This window comes from uncultured Paraglaciecola sp., from assembly GCF_913020055.1.
Taxonomy (GTDB): domain Bacteria; phylum Pseudomonadota; class Gammaproteobacteria; order Enterobacterales; family Alteromonadaceae; genus Paraglaciecola.
Genome location: NZ_CAJWCF010000114.1, coordinates 1 through 13,803, shown reverse-complemented (window position 1 = coordinate 13,803; position 13,803 = coordinate 1). Strand labels below are relative to the sequence as shown.

Genomic DNA, 13,803 nt, shown 5'->3' with positions numbered 1-13,803 from the left:
AGTGAGGCCATTAAATTGCTCTAAAAACTTTGTAAACTGTGCTGGGATCATAGACCACCTCCTTAATAACTGTAATTGCATACAGTATTGCAACAGTTTACAAAAACATAGCCAATGGCTAATTTAAATAATGAAAATAACTATTTTGTGAAATCACCAAATGGAAAAGTGACCATTAGATTTGCATGTGACTGCCCTGAACTAATAAATGCTTTGGCACTGATACCTATTCCAAAATATTTTCCGAAAACGGCTGAGGCATGTAACGGCACCCCTACCCTAATTCCATTATGAATGTTACAAAGTTCTGTACTTCCAAATAACCCCGAGTGACTGCCTTTTTCACAATTTGTTACCCAAGTACCTTTACCTATTCCAAGACCTACTCCTAGATCTAAATACCCCCAATTACCGATTGAACTCCAATTTTTAGTTACACCTAAAGTGGTAAATGTTGTGGATTTAGTTTGTTGCGTGTCTCGATCTTCATATAAAGTAAATATAGGCGAGTAATAAACAGCTCCTTCAATCGCCCAATTAAAATTCCCTTCGACGGCTTTTAAATTAACCCCAGTGCTTGACAGCGAATGACTTAATTCAAGCCACACATTATCGTAATCTGCTTGTACTGAATTTGAAAACAAAAGAAAGGTTATAAATGTAATTAAAATTAGACGCATGAAGTATCCAGATACGATGAAAAAATGATGGTTAAACTACTATCTAAAAAGCGGCATACAAGTATGGCGCTTTTTAAAACTAAGAAAAAATAGTTATCGAGAATGTCGTGACCAGATCAACTTTTTGTTTTTAAAGCAAATAGCCCCAAGTAATAATAACAGTCCATAAATAGGCAACGCCCCACCACCAGATGATTGACTAACAGGAGCATTAGGAGAACTTGGAGCCGTTACTTTTAAACTGGCGTTGGCATTAATGCTTGCGCCTGCATTATCTGTAACAGTAATGACAATAGTGAATTGCCCCACTGTGGAGACGTTGCCAGCAATCACTCCTTGATCTGACAATGTTAGGCCGTCAGGCAAATCTGCTACGGTAAAAGTCAAACTGTCGCCAGTGTCAGGATCGTCAAAATAACTATTCAAATCGGTACTAATCGCAGTGCTAGTTAATACTGAACCTCCATTTATTGTGACTGCCTCAAGTAAAATAGGTGGGTCGTTCACATTAATCACCTCTATATTAAAAGGATCAAGTGAATCAGTGGTAAAACCATTTGAAGCACTTATGACTATGTTTGATACCTTACCCACATCTTCATTTTTCGGCTCGCCTAAAAGAAGACCATTTTGTTCTGAAAAACTGGCCCAACCTGGCTTGTTTTCAATGCTGAACTGAACAGTGGTTACATCGCCTGGATAATCTAATGTGGGAGTAAAACTATATTCAACACCCTGCTCTATTTGTTCATCAGGCACACCAGAAAGTGCCGGAATGGCGCTAGGAGTAAGGGGCATAGCATCAACGCTATCATTCAAACCATCGCCGTCTGTGTCTGCATTTGCTGGATTGGTACCAGTTTGAAATTCCAGTAGGTTACTCAAACCATCTGAATCTTTATCGCCGTCACTGTCGTTTTGTAAAATAAGTAATGAATATTGGTCTTCAAACCCATCAGGCATGCCATCTGCATCTGTATCAGTTAGGTTTGGGTTACTGCCTGTTTCCAATACTTCTTTGCCATCAGAAAGGCCATCTTGGTCACTATCAAATAAAGTGGGATCAGTAAAATGTAGATTGATTTCATCTTCATCAGACAATCCGTCTTCATCACTATCCAGAGCAAAATTATTTTTGTTTAATCGGTATACAAAAGTAGCGCCATTCAGTCCCCCTGCACCTTTAGTAACTAGAGTTTCTTTGCTACTACCATCAATCGCTGCGCGGTATACAGCATCTCGGGTGCTAAACAACAAATGCGATTCACCATCTTGCACTATGCTTGCAGGACGAGTTTCTCTGCCAAAACTTCTAATAAAAGCCCCTGACGTTTTATTAAACACCAAAATTTGATTACTGCGTTCGGAAGTGACATAAAGTGAATCATCAACAATCAATATGCCTCTTGCCGCATCTAGACCACCAGTACCAGCACTGACCAATGTATTCGTTACCTTGCTAGCAACATTGAGGGTAATAACATTGTCACTGTCATAACCTGGGATATATACAATATCACCTTCAAGAGCAATGCCCGCATCAGCTTCCCTTACTAAGCCATTATTCGCAGCTAAAATAGTATCGGCGACTTGCCACGTTTGCGTATCCACTTTCAGTACAGAGTTTTCTTGATAACTGACAACATAAAGTTGATTGTCTCCATCTAGAATCGCCCCCACTGGTTTCTCGACAAAACCACTTAATACTGGCGTACCGGTAGAAAGGGTTTCACGATCATAACGCACTAGTTCGTTGTTACCTTCACTAACAACCAGTACATCGCCATCCGGCAATTCTAGGATGGCTTGTGGCCCATTAAGCCTTCCTGCATCGTCTAAGTTACGAATAAAGTTGCCACTACATCCATCGTAGATTTTTACATTATTATTGAACCAGCTACTCACCAGTAATAGTGACCCACAAGTGGTATCGCCAATTTGCTGAGAATAGGCTCGACCAGTACTGAGAAACGACAAAGTTAAAATACATAGAATGAGAGGGTTTATCTTTTTCATTTTGGTTTCCGTTTTAAGGTTGTTTGCATCAACATTACGCTACGGCGTTTTGTCTTATTTATGCATTCCCAAATGCTCCTTATTCCCCTCCTCAAAACCTCCTTTTGTCTATATACTGCGGTAATTATCTAATTAATAAGAGAAAACAGTCATCAATCGAGAATCCGTGGTGGTCTTCAAGGACTGGCAATTCAGTCATCGCGATGGTTATCTAAAGCGTCAAGATGTAGTGCATAAACTACCTCCAAGACTGAGCAAATTATTACTTCTGTTAACCAGTCAGGCTGGACAATTGGTTGAGCGCCAAGAGATCATCGAAGCGTTATGGTCGGGTAAAGTAGTCAATGACGATGCCTTGGCTCGGTGTATTGCTGAATTGCGCTCAATTTTGGGAGATAAAAGCCAAGCACCTAGTTATATTGAAACCATTCCACGCCGTGGATATCGCTTTATTGCTGAAATAGAACCAGCAACAAAACACTCCAACAAACTAACCTTGGCCCTTTGTGCAGCAGCCACATTGTTACTTGTTTTAGCGGCATTTTGGTGGTTCCAACAAAATACAGAAGAAGCCAAAATAGACTGGCGACATGTCATTGCTCAGAGTGTAAGATTCACTGCGGAAGCTAAAATAGAAATTCAGCCAGATTTGTCTTCAACTGGCAGGTCACTTACCTATTCCATTAAAGAAAATGAAACCTATGTGGTAAAAGTAGTTGCTTTAAACGGTGCAGAAAAATTCCATCTATCAGCGCCAAACGCTAATCTACTCTCCCCCGTGTTATCGCCCAAAGAAGACCAATTACTAGCTATTGAATACGCAAATGAAGGCTGCAAAGTCGTGCTTTTTTCTTTGCCTGAGCTGAGTAAACAAGCAATCTCTGACTGTGCGTTACCCAACCCTTCAGGTGTCTTAGAATGGACTAAAGAGGGCGATGGGTTTGTATTTGTAAAAAGTAACAACAACCAGTTATCAACGTCCATATGGTTATATAACCTCAGTACAAAATCTTCCAAGCAACTTACCACCAAGTCCGATCCAGACCTGTTTGATACCCGTCCTAGAATTTCCCCAAATGGGCAATTTTTAAGTTTTCAGCGGGGAACAGGATCAATCCAAAATATTTATATTCAAACCTTCGACGACCCCAACTCAGCCAAACAAATAACCCATGACAAAAGTCGAAAAATGGGACATCAATGGAGTGCCGACAGTCGCTCTTTGTTGTTTGATAGTAATGTTAGAGGTGATAAAAATTTATGGTTAGTCAATCTAAGTAATCAACAGATTGAAAACCTTGGGGCCAAAGATGGTCAACATCCAATGTTAAGTGACGATGGCAAGGTGTTTGCGTATCAAGAAGTCCGTTATCAAGCAAATTTGTGGCTACACGACATAAAAACTGGTGCCAAGTCTTCTATTGTGACCTCTCCTAAATATGACAATCACCCTGCATATGCTCCAGATGGGAAATCAATTGCCTTTGCTACTAATAAACACGGATACAGCTCTATTTGGTTTTACGACTTCGCTCTACAACAACAACGTTTAGCTTTGTCTATTCCAGATAAAAGTTTGTTCTCGCCCTATTGGTCTCCATCTGGAGAAAAGTTACTGATTAGCGCAATGGGCGAGCAAGGTTATCAATGTTTTGAACTCATAGTAGAAACTGGTTTTTTCAAGCAAGTACAAGTCGACGATACGCCTATCACTAACTGCATATACAGCACAGAGCAAAACATATTGGCGATAACCAAACATGCAGGCCAAGTGTCACATGCCATCTCTTTTCTAGATGGAGGAACTCAGGTCCAACTGAATATGGATGCAGTTTCTAGAGTGAGAGCCGTGGATGATCAGACCTATATTTACTCCCTTACTCATCAAAAGGGACTTTATAAATATTCAGTGGAGTCACAACAAAGTAGCTTGCTGATTGCCAATTATCCAAAATCATTTTCTACCTTTTGGGAAATTAGGAATAGAAAACTTTATTACATTCACCCAGAAAAAAACAAACAATTATGGGTTTACGATTTTGCCACCCAATCCCAGCAAAAAGTACTTGAGTCAGTTAATGTAGCCGTAGGTGAAGTGATGTCGGTTTCTCCCGATGAAAGACATATCGTATTAAGCGAGCAAGGTAATAATCAAGGAAACATTTTTATCACTGAGTTTGATGGCATAAACTGAATCGTTTTACGCTTTGTTTGTAAGCCCCAAATCCAAATTAAGCAGTAAGAATGACCTTGCTGCTTAGCCTTTTCAGAAGAAAAATCAGTAAATAAACCTATGTTTTTTGACTGGTATCAATTAGTCTTATTATGAATGACCGACTGTCGGTCATTCATAATGACGTTCTAAGACTTTGCGGATACAGATGGCGATAATAGTAGATAAAGACAAAAAAAGACGAGACATAGCGGGTGCTTGTAATGAGCTTTTATTGGAAAAAGGCATTAAAAACCTAACTATTACCGAGATTGCTAAAACTGCAGGCATTGGTAAAGGAACGGTTTATGATTATTTCAGTAACAAAGAAGAAATAGTCTTTGAAATCATTCGCAAGTTCATTGAAGAGCACCAAGCTAATTTGCTAGGTCAAAGCGATAAAATGACTTCGACTAAGCAAAAAGTACTCTACCTGTTCGATTTTTTCTTATCGGAACATAAGCCTTATGAAAAACACCTAGACGTATACAGAGAATACCTAAGCGTAACCTTGTCTACCAAATCCTGCCCTATGCTCGAATTCAATAGAGAGTGTTCAAGTTTTATTAGAGAAATCCTAGATGACATTATCGACCAAGGGATCAAAAAAGGTGAGATCAAAGATGTTGCTAGACAATTAACAGATGGATTAATGAAAGCAGAGAGAGGTTACATGGTTATTGCTTGGGCAGAGGGCCAAGACCTGAAGCAAGAGTTTAAGGACTATATAGATACCCTATTTGATTTGATAGAGATAAAAAAATGAAGAAAATTATAGTGTTAGCAATGATGTTTTGTATAACCCAAGTACAGGCTAAAGAAATATATGCGACGTTTACAGTACATGCCAAACAAGGTGCCAGCTTAGCGTTTAATTACAGTGGTATTGTGGAAGAGCTTCATGTCGATATTATGAGTGTGGTTAAAAAAGGCCAGATACTAGCCACATTAGCCAACGACGATTTAGTTGCCACAAACAATGCATCCCAAGTGACGTTAAAATACGCAATTTTAGACCATGAAAGACACAAAGATCTGTACAAAAAAAACCTCATTGATAAGGCCCTTCTCGAGAAATATGCCATGGCTTACGAGGCTATTAAAGCCAAAATTGCATTAGAGAAAACCATTTACAACAAAACAATATTAAGAGCGCCATTTGACGGAGTCATTACCAAAAGGATGATTGAATTAGGCGATGTGGTGAGTGGGCAAATGCTAAAAACGGCATTTAACATTCAGAGTGAACGTGCCCGAATATTGGTTGTTGAGTTTGATCAAAAATATAACAGCGATGTCAAAATTGGCGATCCCTTTTTATATAAAGTTGATGGTGATGATAGACAGTATAAGAGCAAAATTTATCGGATATACCCCGAGGCAAATAGTGATAACAGAAAAATTGCCTTACAGGTTATTGCCAAAGATTTAAAAGTGGGTTTATTTGGCGAAGGAACAATAATCACTTCGGATTACAGAAATAATCCACTAAAAGAAAGTCAAGAATAGCCTTATGTATAAATTTGCAATCAATCGCCCTATCACCATACTTATGGCCGTAATGGCGCTAATTATATTTGGTATTAAGTCATACACCTCAATGCCTTTGGCACTTTTTCCTAACGTTGACTTCCCAATAGTCACGATTAAAACGGTTTACCCCGGCGCAGATGCGAAAACGGTTGAGTCTAAAATTACCGATAAAATCGAAGAAGCCGTTTCGGGTATCAACGGCATAGATAAGTTGGACTCAACCAGCTACGAAGGTATGAGTTATGTCATCGTCAGATTTGATTTAAAAATTGACATCAACGAGGCTGCTAACGATGTGCGAGATAAAATTGGTGGTGTGATTTTACCCGATAACGCACTTGCTCCTTTGGTGCAAAAAATTAGCACGGCAGGCGAAGCTATTAGTGTATTTGTAGTCAGCAAGACAGGCGATATGTCTGCACTGATGCAACTAGTGGATGAAAAAATCAAACCTAAGTTGCAACGTATCCCGAATGTAGGAGACGTGGATATTGATGGCTACCAAGACCGAGAAATTCGCATATTAGTCGATCCCTATCTACTCAATAAATACAAACTATCTGCCATTGAATTGCAAAATATAATTAGTAGTGAAAACTTTAAAGCCAGTTCAGGCAAGAGTATTAACGACAAACAAGAACTGATTATTAAATTCCAAGGTGATTCCAAAGACATTGAATCATTGGCCAATATTGAAATTAAACCCGGTTTACGTTTGTCAGATGTTGCCAAAGTGTTTGATGGGCTAAGTGATGTAGAAAGTTACTCCTCTTATAACGGTCAAGTCGGCGTGATGTTGAATATTATGAAAATATCAGGGACTAACGTCATTGGTATCATTGACGAAGCCAAAAAACTATTACCCGAGTTAAAAGCGTTGGCAGGTGACGATTACCAAATCAATTTAATCAAAGACCAGTCCGATAAAATAATACACAGTGTCGATCAGGTAAAATTTGACTTAGTTTTTGGTGCCCTATTGGCCATAGTCATTGTTTTTATGTTTTTACGTAATCTAACCGCGACAATCGTCTCTGCACTGGCCATCCCCACTTCGATCATTGGCACCTTTGCGATTATTGATTACATGGGTTATGACCTAAACAAACTAACCTTAATTGGACTCACCCTGGCCATAGGGATCTTCATTGACGATGCAATTGTTGTAATTGAGAACATTAGCAAAAAGATGGAATTTGGGATGGAAGCATTTGAAGCCACCTATGAAGGTGTGCACGAAATTGCGTTTTCACTATTGGCAATATCAGCCATGTTATTGGCGGTTTTTATACCCGTTGCCTTTATGGGTGGCCTAGTAGGCAAGTTTTTTAATGCTTTTGCCATGACAGTGGCATCCGGTATCGTGCTGTCTTATTTTGTGGCGATTATGTTTATCCCCACCATAGGCGCGCGCGTGTTAAAACACAAAGAAACTAAATTTCATGCCAAAACAGAACCTTTTTTCCAAGCAATGGACAATGCTTATGTCGCCATTCTAAAACCATTAATTCGGTTTAAATATATTACGGTGTTAGTGACCTTTGGTTTTCTTATTTTATCCAGCCAAGTATTCACCAACGTCGGTATGGACTTTGTTCCTGCCGAAGATAATAGCGAATTTCAAATCACAGCCAAAGCTGAAGTGGGTACATCTATTGCTGAAATGAAAAAAAGAATGGCTCCCATCATGGAAGCCATCAAAAACGACGAGATGGTTGATTATTATGCACTGAGCATTGGTTATACAACCGCCAACGAGTCGCACAAAGCCTTGGTGTATGTAAAGTTAAAGTCTATTGAGCAGCGCGGATTGGGCCAGGCAGAAATCATTGTTAATTACCGAACTGAGTTTAAATCCATACAATCTATGGCCTTGGCTGTTGAAAAAATTCCGCCCATCAATACTGGTGGCAGTAATGCACCGGTACAAATTGTGATTACAGGTGACAGCCTAGAAAAACTTAGTGAGATTTCCGAACAAGTCTCAAAAATGTTAGGTACATTTGAAGGCGCGGTGGATATTGACAGTGATTACCAAGACGGTAAACCTGAAATCACTATTTCCATCATCAGGCATAACACCTCAAGATTAGGTATTACTGCAACCCAAATTGCAACTTTACTGAATTCAAATTATTCCAGTGAAAGCAAAATCAGTGATTTTGAACAAAAAGGCAGAGAGTACGACATCACCCTAAGGTTTGATGATGAAAGCCGCGCCAATATGGATAACATTAAAAAACTACAAATTCGTGCGGCCAATGGCGAATACGTGTTTTTGGATGGCTTAATTCGGTTTGAACAAAGTAGTTCAATCGCTACCATTAACCGTTTTGACCGTGAGCGTAAAGTGATGGTCAGCAGTAACATATCCAATGTGCCACTAAACTCAATCGTTAACCAAGTGGATGCCAATATAGCTGACATATTGCCAGAAGGTTACAGTTATAGGTTTTCCGGTGATGTTGAAAAAATGCAAGAAACCGCAGTGTCATTTAGTACTGCTGTTGCTCTAGCTGTAGTACTCATCTACTTAATACTGGCCGCACTTTACGAGTCATTGATTCAACCCATTATTATCATGGTCACTATGCCACTGGCATTTACCGGGGTGATAACAGCTTTGGGACTAAGCGGTAATAACTTCTCTCTATTTGTGATGATAGGCATCATTCTACTGTTAGGTATGGTGGGTAAAAATGCCATACTGGTAGTGGATTTTGCCAACAGAGCCATTAAAGACGGCGAATCCGTTGATGAGGCACTGATTCATGCGGGCGAAAAACGCCTACGTCCAATTTTAATGACCACCTTTGCCATGGTAGGTGCCATGATGCCATTAGCGTTTGGCAGCGGTGCCGGTCATGAAATGAATTCGCCCATGGCGTTATCTGTTATAGGTGGATTAATAAGCTCAACCATTTTAGCTTTATTGGTAGTGCCCGCCTTTTACAAAATTTTATATCCCATCGATAGCTGGATCAGAAAATGGTATGAAGTGGGACAGGTATAAAATCAAACTACATAAAAAATTGATGGCTCAGTAAGTCTTAAGCAAACTTAGTCAAAGTATGTGCCCCAAAATAGTAGGTCTCCGATAAACTCGGAGTCCTACCATCCCACAAATAAAAAATAGTGATTGAACTTAACTAGACGATCGGTCTAATATAGCTACATGACAACTTTAGCAACTAAACCAAGACGTGGACGCCCGCCCAAAGTGGCTCGCGAAAACCACGATACACGAGCAGAACTTATCCGCAGTGGATTAGAGCATCTGACCGAGTTTGGTTTTTCCTCATCCGGAATCGATCCAATTCTAAAGAAGGTCGGTGTGCCTAAAGGTTCCTTTTATCATTACTTTGCTAGTAAAGAAGACTTCGGTGAAAAGGTCATTGCTCACTACGATGAGTATTTTTCGGGTAAATTAGATCTACATTTTTTAAATACTGATTACTCCCCTCTTCAACGACTCCAACATTTTGTCGATGATGCTGTACAAGGCATGACGCGACATAATTTTAAGCGAGGCTGTTTAGTGGGTAACTTAGGTCAAGAAGTGGATGCCTTACCTTTAGGGTTTCGCGCACAACTAACGACAATATTTATGGGCTGGCAACAACGAGTCGAAACCTGCTTAATTGAGGCACAAACATGTGGTGAGTTGGACCAGAATGCAGATTGTACTCAAGCAGCCGAGTTCTTTTGGATTGGATGGGAAGGAGCGGTCAGCCGCGCTAAGTTAGTTCAACACGCCGAACCACTGCTGCTTTTTATTCAATATTTTTTACAAGCGTTACCTAAGTAAAAATTTTTTAACTATTAATAGACGATCGGTCTAAATTGGAGAGCATATGTTTAAGGGCATCATAATTAACAAAGACGAGCAAGGTTATCACGCAGCATTGCAAGACATTGACGACGGCACCCTGCCCCAAGGTGATGTCAGCGTAAAGGTTTTATACAGCACACTGAACTACAAAGATGGCCTAGCCATAACCGGTAAAGCCCCAGTGGTGCGTTCGTTTCCTATGATCCCAGGAATTGATTTAGTGGGCGTAGTTGAAAAAAGCGATAGTAGCCAATTCAAGGTTGGCGACATGGTGATCCAAAATGGCTTTGGCGTGGGTGAAACTCACTGCGGCGGTTTAGCGCAAAAGGCACGTTTAAAAAGCGAATGGCTTATCCCCCTGCCCGCTGCGTTCTCGCCAAAACAATCGATGATTATCGGCACCGCTGGCTACACAGCTATGTTATGCGTCATTGCCCTTGAGAAAAACGGCGTCACACCCGACAAAGGAGAAATCCTAGTCACGGGTGCCAATGGCGGCGTAGGCAGCTTTGCTATTTCGATACTATCTAAACTGGGTTACACAGTAGTGGCTTCAACGGGTCGAATGGAAGAAGCAGACTATTTGCAATCACTGGGGGCCAGTGAAGTCATTCACCGAGACACCTTATCAAACCCAGGTAAACCTATGGCCAAAGAGCGCTGGGCTGGAGCAGTTGATTCCGTTGGTAGTCATACGCTTGTTAATGTGTGTGCTAGCACTAAATATGGCGGTACAGTAGCTGCCTGCGGTTTAGCTCAGGGTATGGATTTACCGGGGTCTGTTGCCCCCTTTATTTTACGAGGCATAACACTGGCAGGCATTGACAGCGTTATGCGCTCAATTGCCGATAGAAAAGAAGCATGGCAACGTTTAGGTGAGATCCTTGAACCAAATGTATTTGATAACATTGCCAAGGAAATCAAACTAGATACTGTAGTAGAAACCGCAAACCAGTTGTTAGCGGGTAAAGTCCGCGGCCGTATTGTGGTTGATGTGCAGGCAGATTAGGCAATGTCATTTATTGCAGCAACGCACTAGCATTTTCTAGCAGATCCCCCTTTTAACAATTGAACGGGGGATCACATCTAGTCTAAAATAGTTGGCCATAATGTTTGAGGAACAAAAAATAGCCAACTGTAATTTCCCGTTTGATGTTCTTGTTCTGTGCTATTTTGAAGGTGACTCGATTAATAGAGTAAAAGAGGCAATCCCACCTAATAAATGTGTATTTGCGGTTACTGATAATAATTTCCAACCATCACTCTCCATCTCTTGGATTTGACTGTTAAGTAAATCCAAATCAGGACCATCTGACCAAAAACTCTTCTTTTGATCAAAAACTACAACTTTCTTCATTCACAACTCCATTGCCAATTTATCTAATTAATGTACATAACGCCCAAATAACCCGACACAAAGAGCGCAGCGAGTTGAGATCGGATTAATTGGTTTGTTAAACGAATTACTCACAACAATTAATGCCTTCTTGAATCGGAGGACATTTAACTGTTCCAAAAGAACAATACACACAACAGTCACCTGTAAGAGGCTTCAGAAGAGCATGACATGACGTACACTCATAAAAAAACTGACAAGCATCTGTTGGCATTTTTTCTTCTTTTTCAAAGCCACAATCTGGGCATTTTATTTTAGAAAGTAGAGTTGTAGTTTGCATAACCTTCCATTTCAAACATTCGTATAACGCCCGCAGAAGACGCGCCACCATTCGGCGTATCTCTTGCTGCGATTGCTATATCATTTGGGCCTAAGTGTCTCAATAATTTGCGCATCCACCCAGAAAACATCTCCTTTTCCTGGGCTAGCAGGGCTATTAAAGAAAAGATACTTTCCATCTGGCGTTACGTATCCTCCACGTTGTGAGGTACTTGTGTTTATCTTATCACCTAAGTTAATGGCTGCTCCCCAAGAGCCGTCTTCCTGTCGAAAACTAATGTAGATATCACTACCACCATATCCACCGTCTCTTTCACTATTCCACAAAATATAGGACTCATCAGGTGCAATGAAGGGATGCACATTATTTTTTCCGGTGTTTATCTCTTTGCTAAATGACTTCGGGGCTTCACGTTCACCATTTATCAGTCGAGAATATCGAAGATTACCCTTTCCATCTTTAGGAAATTCATCAAAAACATATGTGCCTTTGGACGAAATAGTAAGGCGCATGATTTCGATGTTTTCAAACGCGGAACCAAGACTTTTTAACTCTGACCATCCATCAACGGTTCGCTCCCTATATTGATGTTAAAAAAGCATCGTCTTACCATCAGGAGAAATAAACCCACCCATCCCAGGTTCCACTTTTGACTCCTGCCATCGATTATTCTCGGATTTAAAAGCCAATCTCGACTTTTTTCCACTTTTGTTGTTTTTCCTATTAAAATAGAACTCTTTCATGGTGGGTGTGAAGATATCGCCCCATTCATGATCCTCTGTCGAAACAATACCAAGAGCGAAAACTTCGGGCGTTAAGCCTGGAGGTTTTTGCCCAATATAAGGCCCTTCGGCTACCAGAGAATCTTCTTGGGCATGACTCGTGCTACTTATTAATAACACAGAAAATAATAGAGATATTGAGCAGTAAATAGATTTCATACTGTTTCCTTATTTTGAAATCAACGAATTATTTGACGTTGCTTCAGTTTGATTTAACAGGCGGTCAATTTAACCAATCCAACGTCAAGTTACCTGACGTCCTTATGACTTTTAGATGATTTTTCTCTGATGACGAGCATCAACTTATTAGGTGCATATAACGAGGCAATAAGTGGTGAGTAACAGTTTGCTAAAGTGTCGAGCGAAGTGGAACCGAGCAAACTGTTGCGAATCCGATTTTATTGCTTTGTTATATGTTTAACACTACAATGTACGACATTACCGTACATAAGTTTGAGTATAATATGAATAGCATAAGCGTAAATCAATTTAGGGACAATTTAAAAACCTATGTGGAGCAGACTGTTAGTGATCATGAGCCTATAAAAGTTACTAGGCGCGCGGGTGAGGCTTTTATTGTTATGAGTGCTGATGACTGGGAAAGGGAACAGGAAACATTGCACGTGTTACAAAGCAGTAGCTTAATGAATCAAATTTCAGAGTCACTGGCCACACATGAAAGCAATAAAGGTTATAAGCCTACAAAAGAGCAATTAGATGAGATCACTAGTCTTTGAAGGAAAAACTTGGCTGACTTACGAGCAACTAAGAGAGAAAGACAATAAGCTTCATAAGGCACTGTGCAAAATTTTGAAGGAAATGTTGCGCTCAGATCCCTCTGCTGGCCTTGGAAAGCCTGAACCTTTAAAGCACAACTTGTCTGGATTCTGGTCTAAGCGAATTTCCCAAAAAGACAGGCTGATTTATAAGTTTGATGATGACTGTGTATACATTTTCGCAATAGGTGGGCATTACGACCAACACTAGAGACTAAGATATCCTGACATATATGGACGCTCCCGTGATGTCAACGTAATACCTGCCTCTTCGTGCTGATTTTCAGCATGAATTA

The 13,803-nt window shown here is 40.2% G+C and carries 14 protein-coding genes; 8 read left to right on the top strand and 6 right to left on the bottom strand.

What is annotated here, in order from left to right; all coding sequences use genetic code 11:
- Positions 1 to 140: 140 nt before the first annotated feature.
- A complete protein-coding gene (locus QZ488_RS18810) occupies positions 141 to 680 on the bottom strand; it encodes a hypothetical protein (protein ID WP_293751622.1) in 540 nt (179 codons plus the stop codon).
- A gap of 93 nt (positions 681 to 773) precedes the next feature.
- Complete coding sequence (locus QZ488_RS18805) at positions 774 to 2,696, bottom strand: putative Ig domain-containing protein (RefSeq protein WP_293751620.1); 1,923 nt, start codon at positions 2,694 to 2,696, stop codon at positions 774 to 776.
- A 166-nt stretch (positions 2,697 to 2,862) separates the two neighbouring features.
- Here QZ488_RS18805 and QZ488_RS18800 point away from each other — a divergent pair, with 166 nt between their 5' ends.
- From QZ488_RS18800 to QZ488_RS18775, 6 genes are all read left to right on the top strand, one after another.
- Positions 2,863 to 4,890 carry a winged helix-turn-helix domain-containing protein gene (locus QZ488_RS18800; RefSeq protein ID WP_293751618.1) on the top strand — a complete coding sequence of 676 codons (2,028 nt, stop codon included), beginning with the start codon at positions 2,863 to 2,865 and terminating at the stop codon, positions 4,888 to 4,890.
- 187 nt (positions 4,891 to 5,077) lie between these two features.
- Complete coding sequence (locus QZ488_RS18795; protein WP_293751616.1) at positions 5,078 to 5,674, top strand: TetR/AcrR family transcriptional regulator; 597 nt, start codon at positions 5,078 to 5,080, stop codon at positions 5,672 to 5,674.
- Complete coding sequence (locus QZ488_RS18790; protein WP_293751614.1) at positions 5,671 to 6,417, top strand: efflux RND transporter periplasmic adaptor subunit; 747 nt, start codon at positions 5,671 to 5,673, stop codon at positions 6,415 to 6,417. Before QZ488_RS18795 ends, QZ488_RS18790 begins: the two co-directional genes overlap by 4 nt.
- A gap of 4 nt (positions 6,418 to 6,421) precedes the next feature.
- On the top strand, positions 6,422 to 9,454 hold the full coding sequence (locus tag QZ488_RS18785) for an efflux RND transporter permease subunit (protein ID WP_293751612.1): 3,033 nt from the start codon (positions 6,422 to 6,424) through the stop codon (positions 9,452 to 9,454).
- A 162-nt stretch (positions 9,455 to 9,616) separates the two neighbouring features.
- Complete coding sequence (locus QZ488_RS18780; RefSeq protein WP_293751610.1) at positions 9,617 to 10,249, top strand: TetR/AcrR family transcriptional regulator; 633 nt, start codon at positions 9,617 to 9,619, stop codon at positions 10,247 to 10,249.
- Positions 10,250 to 10,295: 46 nt separating this feature from the next.
- On the top strand, positions 10,296 to 11,282 hold the full coding sequence (locus QZ488_RS18775) for an MDR family oxidoreductase (RefSeq protein ID WP_293751608.1): 987 nt from the start codon (positions 10,296 to 10,298) through the stop codon (positions 11,280 to 11,282).
- A gap of 159 nt (positions 11,283 to 11,441) precedes the next feature.
- Here the strand turns inward: QZ488_RS18775 and QZ488_RS18770 are convergent, their stop codons facing one another.
- The 4 genes from QZ488_RS18770 to QZ488_RS18755 all read right to left on the bottom strand — a co-directional run bounded on the left by QZ488_RS18770 (position 11,442) and on the right by QZ488_RS18755 (position 12,890).
- Positions 11,442 to 11,630: a hypothetical protein gene (locus QZ488_RS18770; protein WP_293751606.1), complete on the bottom strand. Its 189-nt coding sequence runs from the start codon at positions 11,628 to 11,630 to the stop codon at positions 11,442 to 11,444.
- 106 nt (positions 11,631 to 11,736) lie between these two features.
- Positions 11,737 to 11,949, bottom strand: a complete 213-nt coding sequence (locus QZ488_RS18765; RefSeq protein ID WP_293751604.1) for a GDCCVxC domain-containing (seleno)protein — start codon at positions 11,947 to 11,949, stop codon at positions 11,737 to 11,739.
- Positions 11,950 to 12,029: 80 nt separating this feature from the next.
- A complete protein-coding gene (locus QZ488_RS18760) occupies positions 12,030 to 12,461 on the bottom strand; it encodes a hypothetical protein (protein WP_293751602.1) in 432 nt (143 codons plus the stop codon).
- A gap of 78 nt (positions 12,462 to 12,539) precedes the next feature.
- On the bottom strand, positions 12,540 to 12,890 hold the full coding sequence (locus QZ488_RS18755; RefSeq protein WP_293751600.1) for a hypothetical protein: 351 nt from the start codon (positions 12,888 to 12,890) through the stop codon (positions 12,540 to 12,542).
- Positions 12,891 to 13,195: 305 nt separating this feature from the next.
- Here QZ488_RS18755 and QZ488_RS18750 point away from each other — a divergent pair, with 305 nt between their 5' ends.
- A complete protein-coding gene (locus QZ488_RS18750; RefSeq protein ID WP_293751598.1) occupies positions 13,196 to 13,468 on the top strand; it encodes a type II toxin-antitoxin system Phd/YefM family antitoxin in 273 nt (90 codons plus the stop codon).
- Entirely contained in the window at positions 13,449 to 13,718 is a 270-nt protein-coding gene (locus QZ488_RS18745) for a Txe/YoeB family addiction module toxin (protein WP_293751596.1), read from the top strand. Before QZ488_RS18750 ends, QZ488_RS18745 begins: the two co-directional genes overlap by 20 nt.
- The last annotated feature ends 85 nt before the right edge of the window (positions 13,719 to 13,803 follow it).